This is a genomic window from Streptomyces sp. CA-294286, from assembly GCF_050947155.1.
GTDB lineage: Bacteria > Actinomycetota > Actinomycetes > Streptomycetales > Streptomycetaceae > Streptomyces.
The window spans coordinates 3,176,109-3,196,133 of record NZ_CP192005.1; the positions used below are offsets into that span (position 1 = coordinate 3,176,109).

General features: G+C 71.6%; 19 protein-coding genes. 15 read left to right on the forward strand and 4 right to left on the reverse strand.

The annotated features are described in order from the left end of the window. Nucleotides 1-153 precede the first annotated feature (153 nt). The gene (gene mshA, locus ACQPZG_RS18900) at nt 154-1,545 is read left to right on the forward strand and encodes a D-inositol-3-phosphate glycosyltransferase (protein WP_433546912.1); all 1,392 of its coding nucleotides are present in this window, start codon (nt 154-156) and stop codon (nt 1,543-1,545) included. Further along, the gene (locus ACQPZG_RS18905) at nt 1,538-2,044 is read left to right on the forward strand and encodes a YbjN domain-containing protein (protein WP_433546913.1); all 507 of its coding nucleotides are present in this window, start codon (nt 1,538-1,540) and stop codon (nt 2,042-2,044) included. Before mshA ends, ACQPZG_RS18905 begins: the two co-directional genes overlap by 8 nt. A 67-nt stretch (nt 2,045-2,111) precedes the next feature. On the opposite strand, the gene ACQPZG_RS18910 is transcribed toward ACQPZG_RS18905, so the two are convergent. Next, nucleotides 2,112-3,389, reverse strand: coding sequence for an MDR family MFS transporter (locus ACQPZG_RS18910; RefSeq protein ID WP_433546914.1), 1,278 nt, complete (start codon nt 3,387-3,389; stop codon nt 2,112-2,114). A gap of 275 nt (nt 3,390-3,664) precedes the next feature. On the opposite strand from ACQPZG_RS18910, the gene ACQPZG_RS18915 reads away from it, so the two are divergent. Beyond that, complete coding sequence (locus ACQPZG_RS18915) at nt 3,665-4,426, forward strand: phosphoglyceromutase (protein WP_433546915.1); 762 nt, start codon at nt 3,665-3,667, stop codon at nt 4,424-4,426. A gap of 79 nt (nt 4,427-4,505) precedes the next feature. On the opposite strand, the gene ACQPZG_RS18920 is transcribed toward ACQPZG_RS18915, so the two are convergent. Next, nucleotides 4,506-4,652, reverse strand: a complete 147-nt coding sequence (locus ACQPZG_RS18920; protein WP_185029391.1) for a hypothetical protein — start codon at nt 4,650-4,652, stop codon at nt 4,506-4,508. 131 nt (nt 4,653-4,783) lie between these two features. Continuing rightward, on the reverse strand, nt 4,784-5,464 hold the full coding sequence (gene phoU / locus ACQPZG_RS18925; RefSeq protein ID WP_433546916.1) for a phosphate signaling complex protein PhoU: 681 nt from the start codon (nt 5,462-5,464) through the stop codon (nt 4,784-4,786). Nucleotides 5,465-5,691: 227 nt separating this feature from the next. Here phoU and ACQPZG_RS18930 point away from each other — a divergent pair, with 227 nt between their 5' ends. Both ACQPZG_RS18930 and ACQPZG_RS18935 read left to right on the forward strand, forming a co-directional pair. Then, the gene (locus tag ACQPZG_RS18930) at nt 5,692-7,212 is read left to right on the forward strand and encodes a sensor histidine kinase (RefSeq protein WP_433546917.1); all 1,521 of its coding nucleotides are present in this window, start codon (nt 5,692-5,694) and stop codon (nt 7,210-7,212) included. Then, a complete protein-coding gene (locus tag ACQPZG_RS18935) occupies nt 7,209-7,889 on the forward strand; it encodes a response regulator transcription factor (RefSeq protein WP_185029386.1) in 681 nt (226 codons plus the stop codon). The genes ACQPZG_RS18930 and ACQPZG_RS18935 overlap by 4 nt, the downstream gene beginning before the upstream one ends. Before the next feature lie 101 nt (nt 7,890-7,990). Here the strand turns inward: ACQPZG_RS18935 and ACQPZG_RS18940 are convergent, their stop codons facing one another. After that, the gene (locus ACQPZG_RS18940; protein WP_433546918.1) at nt 7,991-8,677 is read right to left on the reverse strand and encodes a DUF461 domain-containing protein; all 687 of its coding nucleotides are present in this window, start codon (nt 8,675-8,677) and stop codon (nt 7,991-7,993) included. Nucleotides 8,678-9,328: 651 nt separating this feature from the next. Here ACQPZG_RS18940 and ACQPZG_RS18945 point away from each other — a divergent pair. The 10 genes from ACQPZG_RS18945 (at nt 9,329) to rlmB (ending at nt 20,009) form a co-directional block, all read left to right on the forward strand. Beyond that, the gene (locus ACQPZG_RS18945) at nt 9,329-9,811 is read left to right on the forward strand and encodes a CarD family transcriptional regulator (protein WP_003953493.1); all 483 of its coding nucleotides are present in this window, start codon (nt 9,329-9,331) and stop codon (nt 9,809-9,811) included. A gap of 246 nt (nt 9,812-10,057) precedes the next feature. After that, nucleotides 10,058-10,807 (forward strand): 2-C-methyl-D-erythritol 4-phosphate cytidylyltransferase, encoded by a 750-nt coding sequence (ispD, locus tag ACQPZG_RS18950; RefSeq protein ID WP_433546919.1) that lies wholly within the window; start codon nt 10,058-10,060, stop codon nt 10,805-10,807. Further along, a complete protein-coding gene (ispF, locus tag ACQPZG_RS18955) occupies nt 10,797-11,336 on the forward strand; it encodes a 2-C-methyl-D-erythritol 2,4-cyclodiphosphate synthase (protein WP_433546920.1) in 540 nt (179 codons plus the stop codon). Before ispD ends, ispF begins: the two co-directional genes overlap by 11 nt. 231 nt (nt 11,337-11,567) lie before the next feature. Beyond that, nucleotides 11,568-12,047, forward strand: coding sequence for a GNAT family N-acetyltransferase (locus ACQPZG_RS18960; RefSeq protein ID WP_433549460.1), 480 nt, complete (start codon nt 11,568-11,570; stop codon nt 12,045-12,047). 26 nt (nt 12,048-12,073) lie between these two features. Beyond that, nucleotides 12,074-13,603 (forward strand): ABC transporter substrate-binding protein, encoded by a 1,530-nt coding sequence (locus tag ACQPZG_RS18965; protein WP_433546921.1) that lies wholly within the window; start codon nt 12,074-12,076, stop codon nt 13,601-13,603. Between the two features lie 2 nt (nt 13,604-13,605). Continuing rightward, entirely contained in the window at nt 13,606-15,438 is a 1,833-nt protein-coding gene (locus tag ACQPZG_RS18970; protein ID WP_433549461.1) for an ABC transporter permease subunit, read from the forward strand. Further along, complete coding sequence (locus ACQPZG_RS18975; protein ID WP_433546922.1) at nt 15,435-16,979, forward strand: MFS transporter; 1,545 nt, start codon at nt 15,435-15,437, stop codon at nt 16,977-16,979. The genes ACQPZG_RS18970 and ACQPZG_RS18975 overlap by 4 nt, the downstream gene beginning before the upstream one ends. Nucleotides 16,980-17,022: 43 nt before the next feature. After that, entirely contained in the window at nt 17,023-17,427 is a 405-nt protein-coding gene (locus ACQPZG_RS18980; RefSeq protein ID WP_433546923.1) for a PPOX class F420-dependent oxidoreductase, read from the forward strand. 83 nt (nt 17,428-17,510) lie between these two features. Next, nucleotides 17,511-18,908, forward strand: coding sequence for a cysteine--tRNA ligase (gene cysS / locus ACQPZG_RS18985; RefSeq protein ID WP_433546924.1), 1,398 nt, complete (start codon nt 17,511-17,513; stop codon nt 18,906-18,908). 144 nt (nt 18,909-19,052) lie between these two features. Continuing rightward, on the forward strand, nt 19,053-20,009 hold the full coding sequence (gene rlmB, locus ACQPZG_RS18990; protein WP_433546925.1) for a 23S rRNA (guanosine(2251)-2'-O)-methyltransferase RlmB: 957 nt from the start codon (nt 19,053-19,055) through the stop codon (nt 20,007-20,009). Nucleotides 20,010-20,025 lie beyond the last annotated feature (16 nt).

Consider the following 20,025-nt stretch of genomic DNA (forward strand, 5'->3'; position numbering starts at 1 on the left):
GGCAAAGTGGAAATGGAATAGGGAATTCCGCTGTTCTCCCCCTTCGGAAGGGCCGCACAGCCCCCGCTGAGGCGTGCCCACCGGCAGGTGCCTCTGTCCCGCAGATGTTCCCGCCCAGCAGAAGTCCCCGCACAGTCGAGGAGGACCGTCGACGTGAGCCAGTACGTCTCCCGACTCACCGGCACACTGGCCGCGGCGGCCACCCCCCGCCTGCGCCTCCCGGGCAGTGCCCCGCGCAAGCCGCGCCGGATCGCCATGCTCAGCGTGCACACCTCACCGCTGCACCAGCCCGGCACCGGCGACGCGGGCGGCATGAACGTCTACATCGTCGAGCTGGCCAAGCGCCTCGCCGCGATCAACATCGAGGTGGAGATATTCACCCGGGCCACCACCGGCGGCCTCCCCGCGCGCGTGGAGCTCGCGCCCGGAGTCCTCGTACGGCACGTCGACGCGGGCCCCTACGAAGGGCTCGCCAAGGAGGAGCTGCCCGCCCAGCTCTGTGCCTTCACGCACGGCGTGATGCAGGCGTGGGCCGGCCAGCGTCCCGGCTACTACGACCTCGTGCACTCGCACTACTGGCTCTCCGGGCACGTCGGCTGGCTCGCGGCACAGCGCTGGGGCGTCCCCCTCGTCCACGCCATGCACACCATGGCCAAGGTCAAGAACGCCTCCCTCGCCGAGGGCGACACCCCCGAGCCGGCCGCCCGCGTCATCGGCGAGACCCAGATCGTCCGGGCGGCCGACCGGCTGATCGCGAACACCGCCGAGGAGGCCGACGAGCTGGTCCGCTTCTACGAGGCCGACCCGGGCCACGTCGCCGTCGTGCACCCCGGCGTCAACCTGGACCGCTTCCGCCCCTCGCCCAAGGACACCGGCACGCTCCGTCCAGGAGGCGCCCCCTCCGGACGTGCCGCCGCCCGAGCCCGCCTCGGCCTCCCGCAGGACGCGTTCATTCCGCTCTTCGCGGGCCGCATCCAGCCCCTCAAGGCCCCCGACGTCCTGCTCCGCGCCGTCGCCGTCCTCCTCGCCGAGGACCCCACGCTGCGTACCAAGCTGGTCGTGCCGGTCGTCGGCGGCCCCAGCGGCAGCGGCATGGCAAAGCCGGAGAAGCTCCAGAAACTGGCCGCCCGGCTCGGCATCGCCGACGTGGTCCGTTTCCGGCCGCCGGTCGGCCAGGACCGTCTCGCCGACTGGTTCCGCGCCGCCTCCGTCCTCGTCATGCCCTCGTACAGCGAGTCCTTCGGCCTGGTCGCGATCGAGGCGCAGGCGACGGGCACCCCGGTCGTCGCCGCCGCCGTCGGAGGTTTGCCCGTCGCCGTACGGGACGGGCGCACCGGCTTTCTCATCGAGGGCCACGACCCGGCCTCGTACGCCCGCGCCCTGCGCCGTTTCGTCGACCGTCCGGCACTCGTCGACTCCATGGGCGAGGCAGCAGCCCGGCACGCCCAGGCCTTCGGCTGGGACACCGCCGCGTCCGCGACCGCGGACGTCTACACCGCGGCGATGTACGAACACCGACGTCACGTACGCTCGCACCATGGCTGACACTGCGCGCACTGCCGACGCACGGGGCATCCTCGAAGCGGCCCTCAACGAGGCCGAACTGAAGTGGGAGAGCCCCTCGCCGGGCTCCTACGTCGTCACGCTCCCCGGCACCCGCAAGCTCTCCACGACCGTGTCGCTCCTCGTCGGACAGCACTCGCTCTCCCTGAACGCCTTCGTGATCCGTCACCCCGACGAGAACCACGAGGCCGTCCACCGCTGGCTCCTGGAACGGAACCTGCGCCTGTACGGGGTCGGTTACGCGATCGACGCGCTCGGCGACATCTACCTCGCCGGGAAGCTCCCGCTCGCCGCCGTCACCCCGGACGAGATCGACCGCCTCCTCGGCTCGGTCCTCGAAGCCGCCGACGGAAGCTTCAACACCCTCCTGGAACTGGGCTTCGCCACCGCGATCCGCAAGGAGTACGACTGGCGGGTCTCCCGCGGCGAGTCCACCCGCAACCTGGACGCCTTCGCCCACCTCACGAAGCCGCGCGGCTGATTCGCCCACTTGACGAAGCCGCGCGGCTGATTCGCCCACTCACGAAGCCGCGGACCGAGCGGGGCGTTCAGGCGGCGGGGGTGACGTCCGAGGTCTTCGCCGCGTCCTCCTGGCGCACCGCCGCCACCGCCACCTCGCGCGGCTCCTCCGGCAGCCCCCGCATCAGCACCCCGTACCCGGCCGCCGCCGCCATCCCGATCGCCGCGCAGCCGCCCCACAGCCACTCGCTGCCGAAGCGGTCGATGACGTACCCGCCCAGCAGCGGCGCCACCAGTGCCGCCACCGCCCACGACATCGTGTACATGCCCTGGTACCGGCCGCGCCCGTGCACCGGCGACAGCCGCACCACCAGCCCCGTCTGAATGGGCGAGTTCACGATCTCGGCCAGCGTCCACACGCACACCGTCAGGACGTACACCCCCAGCGACCCGGCGAACGCGGTCAGCCCGAAGCCGTACCCGGCGAGCAGCGAGGAGAGCACCAGCAGCCGCCTGGGGTCCCGGTGCGCGATGAAGCGGGTGACCGGGATCTGCAACGCCACGATCAGCACACCGTTGACCGCGATGGCCGTACCGAAGTCGGAGCTGGAGAACCCGTCCGCACCCATTGCCACCGGCAGTGCCACGTACCCCTGCTGGAAGATCAGCGCCACCAGGAACGAGAGACCCACCACGCCCATGAAGCGCCCGTCGCGCAGCACCGTCCCGAGCCCCACGCCCGCCTCGTCGGCCTTCTCCGCCACCGTCCGCTCGGGCCGCGACTCCGGCAGCTTCACGAAGACGACGATTGCGCAGCCCAGCGTCATCACCGCCTCGATGAGGAAGCCGGCGCGGTAGCTGTACTCGGCGAGGAAGCCGGCCCCGGCCGACGAGATCGCGAATCCCAGGTTGATCGCCCAGTAGTTGAGACTGAACGCCCGCACCCGGTCCTCGGGTTTCACGATGTCCGCCATCATCGCCTGCACCGCGGGCCGGGAGGCGTTGCTCGCCATACCGACCAGGAACGCGACGGCCGCGATGGCCGGCGGATGCTCCACGAACCCCAGCAGCGCCACCGACAGGGCGGTCGACACCTGCGCGGCCAGCATCGTGGGCCGCCGCCCCAGCCGGTCCGCCATCACGCCCGCGCCGAGCGAGGAGACGACCCCGCCGAGCCCGTGCAGCGCCGCCACCAGACCGGCGTACGTCGCGGAATAGCCGCGGTCCAGCGTCAGGTACAGCGCCATGAAGGTGGCGACGAACGCCCCCAGCCGGTTGACCAGCGTGCTCGTCCACAGCCACCAGAACTCCCGGGGGAGCCCCGAGACGCTCTCGCGCACGGCGCGCCTCAGTCCTGTCGCGAACATGCGGATTCCCCCGGGGTGTCAGTGGCCTGACGTAAGTGGCCTGCCAGATGTCCGCAACCTACGAAGTGGATGCATGGGCCCGCCAATCGATTGACGCCGACCGTCAATCCACCGCCTCGCACCCCCGCGCGCCCGCCCCCGCCCACCGCACCCCAGCCCCGCAGCTTCGCGCGCCCGCCCCCGCCCACCGCTCGGTCACCTCGACCTCCATACCGCAGCCTCGCGCGCCCGCGTACGCGCGCGAGCCACCCCGGACGTCCATTACGCTCGTACGCATGGCCGACGCACCGTACAAGCTGATCCTCCTCCGCCACGGCGAGAGCGAATGGAACGCGAAGAACCTGTTCACCGGCTGGGTGGACGTCAACCTCACCGAGAAGGGCGAGAAGGAGGCCGTACGGGGCGGTGAGCTGCTCACGGCCGCCGGTCTCCTCCCGGACGTCCTGCACACCTCGCTCCAGAAGCGCGCCATCCGCACCGCCCAGCTCGCGCTGGAGTCCGCGGACCGCCACTGGATCCCGGTGCACCGCAGCTGGCGCCTGAACGAGCGCCACTACGGCGCCCTCCAGGGCAAGGACAAGGCGCAGACCCTCGCCGAGTTCGGCGAGGAGCAGTTCATGCTGTGGCGCCGCTCGTACGACACCCCGCCGCCGGTCCTGGAGGACGGCACCGAGTTCTCGCAGTCCGAGGACCCCCGCTACGCCACGATCCCCTCGGAGCTGCGCCCCCGCACCGAGTGCCTCAAGGACGTCGTCGAGCGCATGCTCCCGTACTGGTACGACGGCATCGTTCCCGACCTCCTCGACGGCAAGACCGTCCTGGTCGCCGCCCACGGCAACAGCCTCCGCGGCCTGGTCAAGCACCTCGACGGCATCTCCGACGAGGACATCTCCGGCCTGAACATCCCGACCGGCATCCCGCTCTACTACGAGCTCGACGCCGACTTCCACCCCGTCACCAAGGGCGGCAAGTACCTCGACCCGGACGCGGCGGCCGCGGCCATCGAGGCGGTCAAGAACCAGGGCAAGAAGAAGTAACGGCGTTCACCGCCTCACGTGCGACGAGGGACCCGGCCGATGCACTGGCCGGGTCCCTCGTCGTGCGTGACGCGCGCGGTCAGCCGCAGCCGCCGCCGCACTGGCAGGAGCCGCCGGACTGGCAGCCGCAGCTGCAACCGGAGCCGCAGCCGCAGGCGCCGAGGACGGGCAGGAACGTCACGTCCCGGGTTTCCTGCGGGGTTTCGGTGTTCGGGGTGTCGGCCATGGGTCCTCCTCGAAGGCACGCCGTAAGGCAGCGCGACGCGTTGCCCCACCCATTCCATGCCCATCCCGCGGGCGCATCAACAGCGCGCGGAAGCACGGGAGTCGAAGGGGAGTGCGAAGGGCGGACCGGGGTCAGGCCTGTGCGCCGTTGTCCTGTGCCGCCTGGATCTCGTCCGCGTGCTCGCCCGTGACCAGGTACACGACACGCTTGGCGACCGACACCGCGTGGTCCGCGAAACGCTCGTAGTACCGGCCGAGGAGGGTCACGTCGACGGCGGTCTCGATGCCGTGCTTCCAGCGGTCGTCCATCAGATGGGTGAAGAGCGTGCGGTGCAGGAGGTCCATCTCGTCGTCGTCCTGCTCCAGCTGGAGGGCCAGGTCGACGTCCTTGGTGATGATGACCTCCGCCGACTTCGCCATCAGGCGCTGGGCGAGCTGCCCCATCTCCAGGATGGTGGCGTGCAGGTCGTTCGGCACGGCGGTGGCCGGGAAGCGCAGCCGGGCCAGCTTCGCGACGTGCTGGGCCAGGTCGCCGGAGCGCTCCAGGTCCGCGCTCATCCGCAGCGAGGTGACGACGATGCGCAGGTCGGTGGCGACCGGCTGCTGGCGGGCCAGCAGCGCTATCGCGCGGGCCTCCAGGTCGTGCTGGAGCTCGTCGACCTTCTGGTCGCCGGCGATGACGCTCTCGGCGAGCTTGAGGTCGGCGTCGAGCATGGCCGTGGTGGCGCGCCCTATGGCCGAACCGACCAGCCGTGCCATCTCGACCAGCGCCTCGCCGATCGAGTCGAGTTCTTCGTGGTACGCGTCCCGCATGGGGTTCCCTACTTCCTGACTTCACTGGTGCAGCGGTGATTCCGGGGTACGGCCGGGGTCTGGCGGGGCTCCGGTCCCCACGTTCCCACCATCCGTTCGCGACGCGTCCGGTTCCGGCCGATGAAGTGAACCGACCCCATCCCCTCGGTGAACTCTGGGCGACGAACGGATCAGCCGGCACCCATTCGCCCGAGTCTGTGTCAGTGACCAGGCATAACCTTGGGCACATGGACGTGAACGCGGCAGTCGCCGCAGCAGCAGCGATGGCCGGACTGTGCACCGGCGTCATCGCCATGCTGGCGTTCCGCTGGAGCGAACGCGAGCAGAAGCGACCCACCCGCTCCTCCGTACGGCCCGAGGCGAACGCCACCCTGCCGCCGGGCGTGGACACCGTCCTGTCCGTGCTCCGCTCCTCCGCGGTCGTGCTCGACGAGAGCGACAACGTGGTCAAGGCCAGCTCCGCGGCGTACGCCCTGGGTCTGGTCCGGGGCGGGAAACTGGCGGTCGAACCCATGATGCACATGGCCCGCGACACCCGGCGAGACGGGGAGATACGACAGGTCGAGCTGGACCTTCCGCGCCGCGGGACCGGCCGGGGCGAGGCGCTGGCGGTGTCCGCGCGGGTCGCCCCGCTCGGCTCCCGGCTGGTGCTCCTGCTGGTGGAGGACCTGACCGAGGCACGCCGTATCGAAGCGGTACGGCGCGACTTCGTCGCCAATGTGAGCCACGAGCTGAAGACCCCGGTGGGGGCGCTCTCCCTGCTCTCGGAAGCCGTCATGGACGCCTCCGACGACCCCGAGGCGGTCACCCGGTTCGCCGGCCGCATGCAGATCGAGGCGACCCGGCTCACCTCGCTCGTGCAGGAGATCATCGACCTCTCCCGGGTGCAGAACGACGACCGGCTGGAGGACTCGGAACCGGTACGCGTGGACGAACTGGTCGCCGAGGCCATAGACCGCAGCCGGCAGACCGCCACCTCGAAACAGATCACCATGGCGGCGGGCGGCACCTCCGGACTGCACGTCTGGGGCAACCGCGGCCAGCTCGCCGCCGCCCTCGGCAACCTCGTCGAGAACGCCGTCAACTACAGCTCCTCCGGCACCCGCGTCGGCATCGCGGCCCGCCGGGTGCCCGCCCCCGGTGGCGACCTCATAGAGATAGCCGTGACCGACCAGGGCATCGGCATCTCCGAACGGGACCGCGACCGCGTCTTCGAGCGGTTCTACCGCGTCGACCCGGCCCGCTCCCGCGCCACCGGCGGCACCGGTCTTGGCCTGGCCATCGTCAAGCACGTGGCCGCCTCGCACGGCGGCGAGGTCACCGTGTGGAGTTCCGAGGGACAGGGCTCCACCTTCACCCTGCGGCTGCCCGAAGCGGGTTCCGTCCGCGAGTCCAGGGTCGAGCACACCCCGGGCCGACCGCTCGTCGGCCCCGACGACGTCGACGCGGTCGAGGGGTTCGACGAGGATGCCGAGATCCTGGCCGACGACAGCACGTCCCGCGCCCCGGCCGACGGCAGCACGTCCCGCGCGCCGGACAGCGACAGCACGTCCCGCGCGCCGGACAGCGACAGGGCGTCCCGTGGCTCCCGCGCGTACGTCGGCGAGAGCGCGCCCGGCACCGCCAACACCTTCCGTACCTTCAGCACGTCCAGCGCCCCCCGTACGCACGAGCCGTACGCGGCCGCGACGTACGAGCCCCAGACCCCCATCCGTGAGAACGCCCCTGCCCCGGAGGTCCTTCCGTGACCCGAGTGCTCGTCGTCGAGGACGAGGAATCCTTCAGCGACGTCCTGTCCTACATGCTCCGCAAGGAGGGCTTCGAAGTCGCTGTCGCGGCCACCGGCCCCGACGGGCTCGACGAGTTCGAGCGCAACGGCGCCGACCTCGTCCTGCTCGACCTGATGCTCCCCGGCCTGCCCGGCACGGAGGTCTGCCGCCAGCTGCGCGTGCGCTCCAACGTGCCGGTCATCATGGTGACCGCCAAGGACAGCGAGATCGACAAGGTGGTCGGACTGGAGATAGGCGCCGACGACTACGTCACCAAGCCCTTCTCCTCGCGCGAGCTGATAGCCCGCATCAGGGCGGTGCTGCGCCGTCGCGGGGAGCCGGAGGAAGTCACTCCGGCGGCCCTGGAGGCCGGTCCGGTACGGATGGACGTGGACCGTCACGTCGTCACCGTCGCCGGAGCCAAGATCGACCTCCCGCTCAAGGAGTTCGACCTGCTGGAGATGCTGCTGCGCAACGCGGGCCGCGTGCTGACCCGCATGCAGCTCATCGACCGCGTCTGGGGCGCGGACTACGTCGGCGACACCAAGACCCTCGACGTCCACGTCAAGCGCCTGCGCGCCAAGATCGAGCCGGACCCGGGGGCCCCGCGCTACCTGGTCACGGTGCGCGGACTGGGCTACAAGTTCGAGCCGTAGACCGGACCCCGCCCGGCCGGGTTCGCCGGGTGGTGCACGACAGACGGGAGGGCCCTGCCGGCAATCGCCGGCGGGGCCCTCCCGTCTGTCCGCGCGGTGCGTCAGCGCGCCGCGGTCTGCGTGGCCGTGCCCGCCGGGGGAGTGGGCGTCGTGTTCGCCGGGCTTCCCGTCTGCGAGCCCGGGGTGCTGCCGGGGGTCCCGGTCGGGGTGCCGGGGGTGCCGGTCGGGGTGCCGGTGGGCGTCGCCGGGACCTTGTCCGGGCCGAAGCCCTCGAAGTGGTCGCGCGCGGGGACGACGAAGGCGCGCAGCGTCACGTCGCCGGTCTCGCTGAAGGAGAACGTGACCGGCTGGGCGTTGCCGTTCTGCGCGGACTCACGGCCGTTCTCGACGACCGCGGAGACGTTGCCCTTGCCGCCGATGATCACGGAGCCGCCGGCCGGGACGGTGATCTTGCCGGTGCCGCCCTTGGCCGGGGTCAGCTTCACGTCGGCGCTGGGGCTGCCGAGCTTGATCGCGTCGAGGGTCTGCGGCTCGGTGCCGTCGTTGAAGACCGTCGCGGAGACGACCGCGGGGCCCTCGCCGACGGCGTTGCCCTTGTCCTTGTCGCGCGGCTGGGTGATCACCACGGCGTTCTGGATCTTGATCTTGCCGTTGTCCACGGAGATCGCGGCGTTGTCCGGCTTGACGGTGAGCGTCTGGGCGTCGTTGCCCGCGCCGCAGGCGGCGAGCGAGGCGATCGAGAACGCGAGGGCGGTAGCGGCGAGAGCGCCGCGTCGAAGGCTGCGCACGGCGGCGGCAACTCCTAGGACGTAACGGACGGGCGGACTTCGTGCGTGATGCGCGCTCAGGTTACCGAGCCGCCGACCGGTGCCCGCACCCGACCCGCCCCCGACCGCCGACGCCCGGACTGCCCGGCCCGTGCGCGCCACCTGCGCGCCGTCGGTACGACAGTGCGCCCCGCCGGGCGCGCCGGTGCGCCGGGGACGGAACGGTCAGTCTTGATTTCGTATGCCGTTCCCTGTCCTGAAGTGATTGGTTCAACGGCGGGTTCCCCGAGGGCAGCACGAGCTGACCGGGGGTTATTGCCGGGGGAATGCGGGCCGCCGTCGGGAATTGATCGAACCGGGCCGTTGATCAATTGCCGATTGCCTCCGTACGGGTGATCGATCTCCGAACGGAGTAGACGAAGCACACCTCGCCGAACCCGGCATACCGGGACTTTCGCCCCCTCTTCGGCGCTCTGTGGTGTGTGTAACGTGCGCGTTTCTGTGCGCCCATACAGCCGCTCCCACCTGCGAATACCGCCTTCCGGAAGCCCTTCGCAGCACGTTCCTGGCGCTGTTGTCAAGCCCCGAGATATGCCCTGACCTGCGGAAACGCCATTCAGAAGAAGCAGTTTCCGTGTTACTCTGGATAGCCACGGAAGGGGTACCTGTCACATGACGTTCAAGGTTGGCGACACCGTGGTCTATCCCCATCACGGGGCCGCGCTGATCGAGGCCATTGAGACTCGCCAGATCAAAGGCGTGGACAAGACCTACTTGGTGCTCAAGGTCGCCCAGGGCGACTTGACGGTTCGTGTACCGGCGGACAATGCGGAGTTCGTCGGCGTACGCGATGTGGTTGGACAGGACGGGCTGGACCGGGTCTTCGAGGTGCTGCGCGCACCGTACGCAGAAGAGCCGACGAACTGGTCCCGTCGTTACAAGGCAAATCTGGAGAAGCTCGCTTCGGGCGACGTCATCAAGGTCGCCGAAGTGGTGCGTGACCTGTGGCGTCGTGAGCGCGAGCGCGGTCTCTCCGCCGGCGAGAAGCGCATGCTCGCCAAGGCGCGCCAGATTCTGGTGAGCGAGCTGGCCCTCGCGGAGAACACCAATGAGGACAAGGCCGAGGCCCTGCTGGACGAGGTACTCGCGTCGTAACTCCACATGCCGGTCACCCGGTGTGTGCGTTGATTTGTTGTGATGCCGCGGTGTCCGTCGGTTGACTGTGTCCGCAGTCCGCCGGTGGAGACCGCGGCATCATTTTTTTGTCCTTGAAGATCATTCCCAAGCCTGTGCGCCTCCTTCTGGCCGGTTGTCACGGAAGGGCCCGGTCGGGGGAGCCGCACGCGGCGACGCTGAGGCCATACCCATGTGGGGCGAGGCGACAAACCTCCGGAGTAGTCGATGACAGACGAAGCAAGGTTGCGTACGGCCGCGGTGATCCCGGCGGCGGGGCGCGGGGTGCGTCTGGGGCCAGGAGCGCCCAAGGCGCTGCGTGCGCTCAACGGAACTCCGATGCTGATCCACGCGGTGCGGGCGATGGCCGCGTCCCGGGCCGTGTCGCTGGTGGTCGTGGTGGCCCCCGCGGACGGGGCGGGCGAGGTGAGGGCCCTGCTCGACGAGTACGAGCACGCGATGCCCGAGCGCACCGAGGTCGTGGTGGTGCCCGGTGGAGAGACCCGTCAGCGGTCCGTGAAGCTCGGGCTCGACGCGCTGCCCAAGGACGTCTCCGTCGTGCTGGTGCACGACGCGGCGCGCCCGCTGGTGCCCGTGGACACCGTTGACGCGGTGGTGGAGGCGGTACGGGACGGGGCGCCGGCCGTGGTCCCCGCGCTGCCCCTGGCCGACACGGTCAAGCAGGTCGAGCCGCGCACCGGCGGGCAGCCGGAACCGGTCGTCGCGACGCCCGAGCGGGCGCTGCTGCGGGCGGTCCAGACCCCGCAGGGCTTCGACCGGGCGACCCTCGTGCGGGCGCACGAGACGGTACCGGCGAGCGGTGAGGGTGCGACGGACTGCGCCGGCATGGTCGAACAGCTCGGGGAGCCGGTCGTCGTGGTGCCCGGACACGAGGAGGCGTTCAAGGTGACCCGGCCGCTGGACCTGGTGCTGGCCGAGGCGGTACTCGCACGGAGGAGGGCCAACGATGGCTTCTGAGGACACGTCCGTTTCTGCGAACGGATCGGGGAACACCCCGGAGGCCGGGCGGCCGGTGATCCCGCTCGTCGGGATCGGCACGGACGTCCACGCCTTCGAGCGCGGGCGCGCACTGTGGTGCGCCGGACTGCACTGGGAGAACGAGGAGTTCGGGCTGGCCGGGCACTCGGACGCGGACGTGGTGGCGCACGCGGCGTGCGACGCGCTGTTCTCGGCGGCCGGGGTCGGCGACCTCGGTGCCCACTTCGGGACGGGGCGGCCCGAGTGGGCCGGGGCGTCCGGGGTGACGCTGCTGACCGAGGCCGCCCGGATCGTACGGGCCGAGGGGTTCGAGATCGGGAACGTGGCCGTGCAGGTCGTCGGCGTACGGCCCAAGGTCGGCAAGCGGCGCGAGGAGGCACAGAAGGTGCTGAGCGCGGCCGTGGGGGCGCCGGTGTCGGTGTCCGGGACGACCAGCGACGGGCTGGGGCTCACGGGCCGCGCGGAGGGGCTGGCGGCGATCGCCACGGCCCTGGTGTACCGGGCCTGACCTGGGGGGATCCGTCCCTCGGGGGCGGATCCGAACCCCTCGTTCCGTTCTTGCGCATCGCTTGCACGTACGCTGGTACGGCAAGTGGTGCGGCAGGAGTGGAGGCATGCGGTGACGGTGACGACGGAGGCCCTCGGGGCCGCTGAGGCCCGGGTCCCCTCCCGCCTCCGCCCCGGGAGTTACGTGCTGCGGGCCGCGACCGCGGAGGACGTCGGCGGGGCGCGGGCCGTCATGCTGGACACCGTCTACCGCGACCTGAAGTCCGGTTACGTACCCCGCTGGCACGCGGACATCATCGACCTCGACGGAACCTACCTGAGGCCCGAACGGCGCACGCTGCTGGTGGCCGAGGACGCGGCGGGCGAGATCGTCGCCACCGGCGCGGTGCGCGACCAGGGGCCGGCCGCGCCGCCCAATCCGGAATGGGTGGCCGCCCGATTTCCGTCCGGGACCACCGCTCAGCTCTGCCGCATCTACGTCCGCCCGGAACACCGGCGGCACGGGCTTGCGCGGGCGATCGTGAGCGAATTGTGCGACTTTGTCAGCAAGGCCGGTGGGTACGAGACGGTCTACCTGCACACCGATCCTGCCGTGCCGGGCGCCGAGCCGTTCTGGCGTTCGCTCGCGGTCGAGGTCTGTGACGAGCGGAAGCTGCCCGGTGGGGGCCAGGGCATCGTCCACTTCGAGCTGCCGGTGGCCACTATTAAGTGACAATCATTTTCATGTAGGGTCGTGCCATGTCCTCGATACGTCGTGCCCTGCCCCGCGTGCTGCCCCTCGCAGCGACGGGCGCCGTCCTCGTCCTGTCCGTCACCGCGTGCGCCGGAGGCGGTGGCTCCGGGACGTCCTCGGCGGGCGGCGACGGCGGCAGGATCCGGGTGGCGCTCGCCTTCCCGCCCGCCCAGGCGATGTCCCCGTTCGGCGACGACGCGGTGACCCTCAGCCGCCTCGCGGTCGCCGAGGGCCTGACCGCGCTCGGCAGGAACGGTGAGGCCCTGCCCGCGCTCGCCACCGAGTGGAAGCCCGACGGCGACAAGGCGTGGACGTTCACCCTCCGCAAGGCCGTCTTCCAGGACGGCAAGCCGCTCGACGCGCAGGCCGTCGTCCGCGCACTGGACGCCGCCGAGAAGGCGTCGCCCAAGCCGCGCGTGCTGAGCGACACCGACATCGGCGCGACCGCGCAGAGCCCGCAGACCGTACGCATCACCACGAAGAAGCCCGACGCGCTGCTGCCTCAGCGCCTGGCCAACCCCTCCCTCTCGATCTTCTCGGAGGGCGCCTACAAGGCGGGCGGCAAGGTCGACCCGGTCGGGCACGCCACCGGCCCGTACACCCTCAGCAAGCTCAACGGCGCCGTCAGCGCCACCCTGACCAGGAACGACTCGTACTGGGGCGCCAAAGCCAAGGCCCCCGGCGTCGACGTGAAGTTCGTGGCCGACGGCAAGGCGCGGGCGAACGCGCTGCGCGCCGGGCAGACCGACATCGCCGAGTCCGTACCCGTCTCGCAGGTCTCGCTCCTGGCGGAGGGACAAGCCCGCGAGGTGCCGACCGCGCGCACCAACAGCCTCTACCTGAACACCGAGAAGGGCCCCTTCACCGACGCCGGACTGAGGGCCTCCGTACGGACCGCCATCGACAGCAAGGCCCTGGTCGAGGGCGTCTACGAGGGCCGCGCGGACACCGCGCAGGGTCTCTTCGGGCCGGGCGTGGCCTGGGCGGCGAAGCAGCGGGTGCCGGTGGCGGGGCGCGCCTCCGCCGCCCCGCAGGAGAAGGCCGCGGCGGCCGGGGAGATCGTCCTCGGCACCTACACCAACCGACCCGAGCTGCCCGAGGTCGCCACCGCCGTCCAGCAGCAGCTGGAAAAGGCCGGATTCGAGGTCCGGCAGGTGGTGCGGGACTACGCGCAGATGGAGGCCGACGCGCTGGACGGAAAGTTCGACGCGTTCATCCTGCCGCGCAACACCCTCCTCGACACCGGTGACCCCTCCTCGTACCTGAGCAGTGACTTCACCTGCGCCGGGTCCTTCAACCTCTCCCAGCTCTGCGACAAGGACGTGGACGCGGCGGTCGCCAAGACGGTCGGCGCGGTGGACACCCCCGAGCGCCAGCAGGCCGAAATGGCCGCCGAGGCGAAGGTGCTGGGCACGGACGCGGTGATTCCGCTGGTGCACGAACGCTTCGTCCAGGGTGTCCGCGAGGGCGTCGAAGGCGTCTCGCTCGACCCGATGGAGCGAACGCTGATCACCGCCGACACCCGCATCGGATGAGGCTGCGCGCTCTCGCCGGACGTGCCGCAGCCCTTCTGGCCGTGGTGCTGCTCGTCGGTCTGCTGCCCTGGCTGACCAGGAACGATCCCGCGCTGACGATCCTGCACGCCCGCTACGCCGACCGCCCGGCCACCCCGGAGACGCTGGCCGCCATCCGTGCCGAGACCGGCCTCGACGGCGGCCCCGTACACGTGCTGGGCAGTTGGCTGGGCGGGGCCCTGCGGGGCGACTTCGGCACCTCGTGGGTGTCGGGCATGCCCGTCGGGCCCGACGTGACGGCGGCGCTCGGCGTCTCCCTGACGCTGATGGGCTGCTCGCTGCTGGTGGCCGTGGTGGTGGCAGGGCTGCTGTGCCTCCCGGTGCTGCGGCTCGGTGCGCGGCGGCGGCTCACGGGCAGGGGGGCACGAGCCGGCGTCGTGGGCGCGGCGCTGGCCGCGCTGCCCGAGTTCCTGCTGGCCGCGCTGCTCGCGATCTTCTTCGCCGTACAGCTGAGGTGGTTCCCGGCCGTGGGCTGGGGAACCTTCGGCGCGGTGGTGCTGCCCGCCGCGGCGATGGGCGTCCCGGCGGGTGCGCTGCTCGGGCGGCTCCTCGACGACGCACTGCCCGCCGCCTTCGCGGAACCCTGGGCGAAGGCGGCAGCGGCGGGCGGCATCCCGGGCCGCCGGGTGGCACGGCACGCACTGCGTCGTGCGGTGCCGGGAGTGCTGCCGCAGTTCGGGTTCGTCGTCGTCGGGCTGACGGGCGGCGCGGTGGCCGTCGAGACGCTGTTCGCGATTCCCGGCCTCGGCGGCGCGGCGCTGGGCGCCGCGCTCGCCCAGGACCTGCCGGTGCTCCAGGCGTCGGTGCTGGTGCTGCTGGTCCTGGGCGCGCTGGCGGGACTGGCGGTACGAGGACTCGGGCGCGCCCTCGTGGGACCCGCGCTGCGGGACGGGGTACTGCCCCCGCTCGTCCGGCCGCGGCTGACGAGCGGCCGCGGGCTGCGGTGGGCGGCCGTGCTGCTGACCGTGGTCTTCGTCGGCGTGGTGGTGGCCGGTCTGCTCCGGGACCCCTACGGCATCGACGCGGCGGCACGGCTCGGCGGGCCGAGCGTCGCGCACCCGCTCGGCACGGACTCGCTCGGCCGCGACACGCTGGCCCGACTGGGCCACGGCGCGGGGCGCACGGTACTCACCGCGGTCGCGGTGAGCGCGCTGACCCTCGTGGTGGGAGTCCTGGTGGGTCTGCTTCCGGGGGCCGCCGGACTCACCGAGACGGCCAACGCGCTGCCCGCGATCGTCGCGGGGCTGCTGGTGGCGGGCGTCGTCGGACCGGGCGCGGGGGCGGCCGCGCTGGCCGTCGCGGTCGTCGCCTGGGCACCGCTCGCCGCGCACACCCGGGCGCTGTACGAGCAGGAACGGGCCGCACCGCACGTGGCGGTGGCCCTCTCGATGGGCGCGGGCCGCCGACGGATACTGCGGCGGCACGTGCTCCCGGGAGCGCTGCCGCCGGTGCTGCACCACGCGGTGCTGCGCATCCCCGCAATCGCCCTGCACCTCGCCTCGCTGGGCTTCCTCGGCCTGGGCGCGGGCCCGCCCGCCCCGGAATGGGGCCGCATGCTGTCGGAGAACATGCCCTACGCCGAGCGAGCCCCGTGGTCGGTGCTCGCGCCTGCGGGAGCACTGGTGCTCTGCGGAGTGATCGCCGTGCTGTGGGCCGCGGTCGGGGCCGGAGCACGGGGACGCGGGCGACGCGCAGCCCGTCGTGGAGCGGTGACCCCGTCCACACCTGTGGACAGGGTCGCGGGCCCGGCGGCACGCGTCGCCGAGGCGCCCGTCGCGGTGGGGGCACGGACATGAACGCACGCACGACGAATTCGCGGGGGTCGTCGTCGGCCCCCGGCCGGGACGGGACGCAGGAGACTCCCGGCCCGGACAGGATGTCGACGGATCCCCGTCCGGACGGGTCGCAGGTGGCCCCGGCCCCGGGCAGATCGCCGGATGCTCCGGGTCCCGCGGCCGGGGCGCGCCCTTCCGGGGCCGCAAGCCGCCTTGACGGAGCGGCCGGGCGCCGCCTCGACGAGGAAGCGGCCGAACGCAGCCCCGGCAATACGGCCAAACGCAGCCCTGACGAAGCAGCCGAGCGCCGCCCTTACCAAGCGGCTGTTCCCACCTCGCGGTGGCGGGCCCTCGCCGAGATACGGGCGCTGCCCTCCTACCTCCGGCTGCTCGTCGGTACCCAGCTCGCCTTCAACGTCGGATTCTTCGCCGTACTGCCGTACCTCGCCCAGCACCTCGGGGCCGGTCTCGGGATGGCCGGGTGGACGGTCGGCCTCGTGCTCGGGCTGCGGACGTTCAGCCAGCAGGGCCTGTTCGTGGTGGGCGGGGCGCTGACCGACCGGTTCGGGCCGCGACCCGTGGTGCTGGCCGGGTGCGTGCTGCGGATCGCCGGGTTCGTGTGGCTCGCGTTCGCGGGCAGTACGGGAACCGTCGTCGGGGCCGTACTGCTCATCGGGTTCGCGGCGGCGCTCTTCTCACCGGCCGTGGAGTCGGAGACCGCGCGGGAGGCCGTGCGGTGCGAGCAGGAGGACGGCACGCCCCGCGCCCAGGTGCTGGCGGTGTTCTCCGCTGCGGGGCAGGCCGGGGCGTTCGTCGGACCGCTGCTCGGGTCGTTGCTGCTGTTCAGCGGGTTCCGGGCGGCCTGCCTTGCGGGCGCCGCCGTCTTCGTGGCCGTACTGGCGGGGCACTGGCGGCTGATGCCCGCGCGGCCCGCCGCGCAGGCCCGGGAGCACCGCGGCGGCGGGGCGCGGGCGCTGGTGCGCAGCCCCGGGTTCGTGCTGGTGTGCCTGGCGTACAGCTGCTACCTGGTCGCTTACAACCAGCTCTACCTGTCGCTGCCCGCCGAGGTGGAGCGGGCGACAGGTTCCCAGGCCGCGCTGGGCTGGCTGTTCGCGCTGTCCTCGCTGCTGGTGGTGTGCGTACAGCTGCCGGTGACGCGGTGGGCCGGGCGCAGGCTCGGGCTGCGGACGGCGCTGGTGGCGGGTCTTCTGGTGGTGGCGACCGGGTTCCTGGGGGTGGCCGTCTGCGCACCGCTGCACCTGGGCGGGGTGGCCGGGCTGCTGCCGGGGGCGTTCCTCGTCGTGGCGATCACCCTCGGGCAGATGCTCTTGGTGCCGGCCGCGCGGGGCCTCGTTCCGGACCTGGTGGACGACCGGCACCTGGGGCTCGCGATGGGCGCGCTGTCGTCGGTGTCCGGGCTGGTGGTGCTGGTGGGCAGCGCGGCGACGGGGGCGTTGCTGGGGGAGGGCGGCGTTCTGCTGTGGGGCGTGCTGGCCGCCGTACCTCTCGCGGGGGCGTTTCTCGCGGGGTGCCTGCGCCGTGACGGGCGGGCGGCGGGGTAGAGGTGATAGCCCACCGTTCCCCGCCCGAAAGGATCCGCATCCCGTGTCTGCCGCACTCAGCGACAACCTCAAGGAACTCCTCGACACCCCCGTCTTCATCTCCGTCGCCACCATCCAGCCCGACGGCAGCCCCCAGGTCTCCCCGGTATGGGTGAAGCGTGACGGCGACGACGTGCTGTTCTCGACCACGGTCGGCCGGCGCAAGGAGAAGAACCTGCGGCGCGACCCACGGGTCACCGTCCTCCTCCAGCCCTTCGACGCCCCCTACTCGTACGCCGAGATCCGCGGCACCGCCGAGATGACCACCGAGGGCGGCCAGGAACTCATCGACGAACTGGCCCTGAAGTACACCGGCAAGAAGTACGCCGAGTTCAACCCCGCGTCCGTGAACGACACCCAGCGCGTCGTCGTCCGCGTCCGCGCCCGCAAGGTCGTCGGCAACATCTGAGGCACCGGCCGGGCCCGTCCCCGCCCGGATACGGCGGGGCGGGGACGGGCTGTTTCACGTGAAACACTCAGTACCCTTGTGGCGTGACTATTCGCCTGTACGACACCAGCGCCCGGCAGACGCGTGACTTCACCCCGCTCGTCCCGGGCTGTGTCTCGATCTACCTGTGTGGCGCGACCGTGCAGGCCGCCCCGCACATCGGGCACATCAGGTCGGGACTGAACTTCGACATCATGCGCCGGTGGTTCGCCCACCGCGGCTACGACGTGACCTTCATCCGCAACGTCACCGACATCGACGACAAGATCATCACGAAGTCCGCCGAGCAGGACCGCCCGTGGTGGTCCATCGGGTACGAGAACGAGCGCGTCTTCAACGACGGCTACACCGCCCTCGGCTGCCTCCCGCCCACCTACGAGCCCCGCGCCACCGGTCACATCCCCGAGATGGTCGAGATGATGCTGGGCCTCATCGAGCGCGGTCACGCGTACGAGGCCGACGGCAGCGTCTACTTCGACGTCCGCTCGTACGACGACTACCTCCAGCTCTCCAACCAGGAACTCGAAGGACTGCGCCAGCCCCCCGAGGCCGGCATCACCGGCAAGCGCGACTCCCGCGACTTCGCCATGTGGAAGGCGGTCAAGCCGGGCGAGCCCTCCTGGGACTCCCCGTGGGGCCGCGGCCGGCCCGGCTGGCACCTGGAGTGCTCGGCCATGGCGCACAAGTACCTCGGCACCGCCTTCGACATCCACGGCGGCGGCATCGACCTGATCTTCCCGCACCACGAGAACGAGATCGCCCAGGCCAAGGCGTTCGGCGACGACTTCGCCAACTTCTGGGTGCACAACCACTGGGTCACCATGGCCAACGAGAAGATGTCGAAGTCTCTCGGCAACTCCGTGCTGGTCAGCGACATGGTCAAGAAGTGGCGGCCGATCGTGCTGCGCTACTACCTCGGCACGCCGCACTACCGCTCCGCCATCGAGTACAGCGAGGGCGCACTGCGCGAGGCGGAGGCCGCGTTCGCGCGCATCGAGGGCTTCGTCCAGCGGGTCGTCGAGAAGGCGGGGCCGGTCGAGCCCGCCGCCGACGTGCCGCCCGCGTTCGCCGAGGCCATGGACGACGACCTCGGTGTCCCGCAGGCCCTCGCGATCATCCACACCACCGTCCGGCAGGGGAACTCGGCGCTCGCCGCGGACGACAAGGAAGCCGCGGTGGAACGCCTCGCAGAGGTCCGTGCGATGCTCGGAGTACTGGGTCTCGACCCGCTCGACCCGCACTGGGCCGGCGAGTCCGACCGGGGAGAGGACCTGCACGGGGTCGTCGACACCCTCGTACGCCTCGTGCTCGACCAGCGGCAGTCCGCGCGCGAGCGCAAGGACTGGGCGGCGGCCGACGCGATCCGCGACCAGCTCCAGCAGTCCGGACTGGTCATCGAGGACAGCCCGTCCGGACCGAGGTGGACGCTCGGGCCCCGGTAGGGCTTGAGCGCCGGGCTCCGAAGGGCCTTTCGATGTGCCGCCCGGGACCCCGGGCGGCACACTTCATTTACGCAACGAGATGTACGCAACGAGACGATCTGCATCGCCATGTGGGTCGCCGTATCCACAAGGAAACAGGTAGTCATGGCCGGCAACAGCCAACGCAGGAACCGCCGCACGACCAACAAGAAGGGCATGCAGGTCGGCAGCGGCGGCCAGCGCCGCAAGGGCCTTGAGGGCAGGGGCCCGACCCCGAAGGCCGAGGACCGCAAGAAGCACAAGGCGAACCGCCTCGCCTCCGCCAAGGCCAAGCACGCCCAGGCGCGCCGCCCCGCACCCCGCCGCGGCGGCGTCAAGGGCACCTCGGAGATGGTCGTCGGCCGCAACCCGGTGTACGAGGCGCTGCGCGACGGCGTGCCCGCCATCACCCTCTACGTGCAGCAGTACATCGACAACGACGAGCGGGTCCGCGAGATCCTCCAGCTCGCCGGCGAGCGCGGCAAGATCAACCTGATGGAGGCGCCGCGCCCCGAGCTGGACCGGATGACCAACGGCCTCAACCACCAGGGCGTCGTCCTCCAGGTCCCGCCGTACGAGTACGCGCACCCGCAGGACCTCGTCGACGCCGCGCACGACAAGCACGAGGAGCCGATGATCGTCGCGCTCGACGGCGTGACCGACCCGCGCAACCTCGGTGCCATCGTCCGCTCGGTCTCCGCCTTCGGCGGCCACGGCGTCGTCGTCCCCGAGCGCCGCGCCGCCGGCATGACCGCCGGTGCGTGGAAGTCCTCCGCCGGTACGGCCGCCCGCACCCCCGTCTCGCGCGTCACCAACCTGACGCGCGCGCTGGAGGAGTACAAGAAGGCCGGCATCACGGTCGTCGGCCTCGCCGCCGACGGCGAGCACAAGGTCGAGGACCTGGAGCAGCTCGGCGGGCCCGTCGTCATCGTCATCGGCGGCGAGGGCAAGGGCCTGGGCCGCCTCGTCGGCGAGACCTGCGACTACCGGGTGCGCATCTCGATGCCCGGCGGCGCGGAGTCGCTGAACGCCGGGGTCGCGGCCGGAATCGTCCTGTACGAGACGGCGCGCCGCAGGAAGTGACCGCAGCGCACGCGGA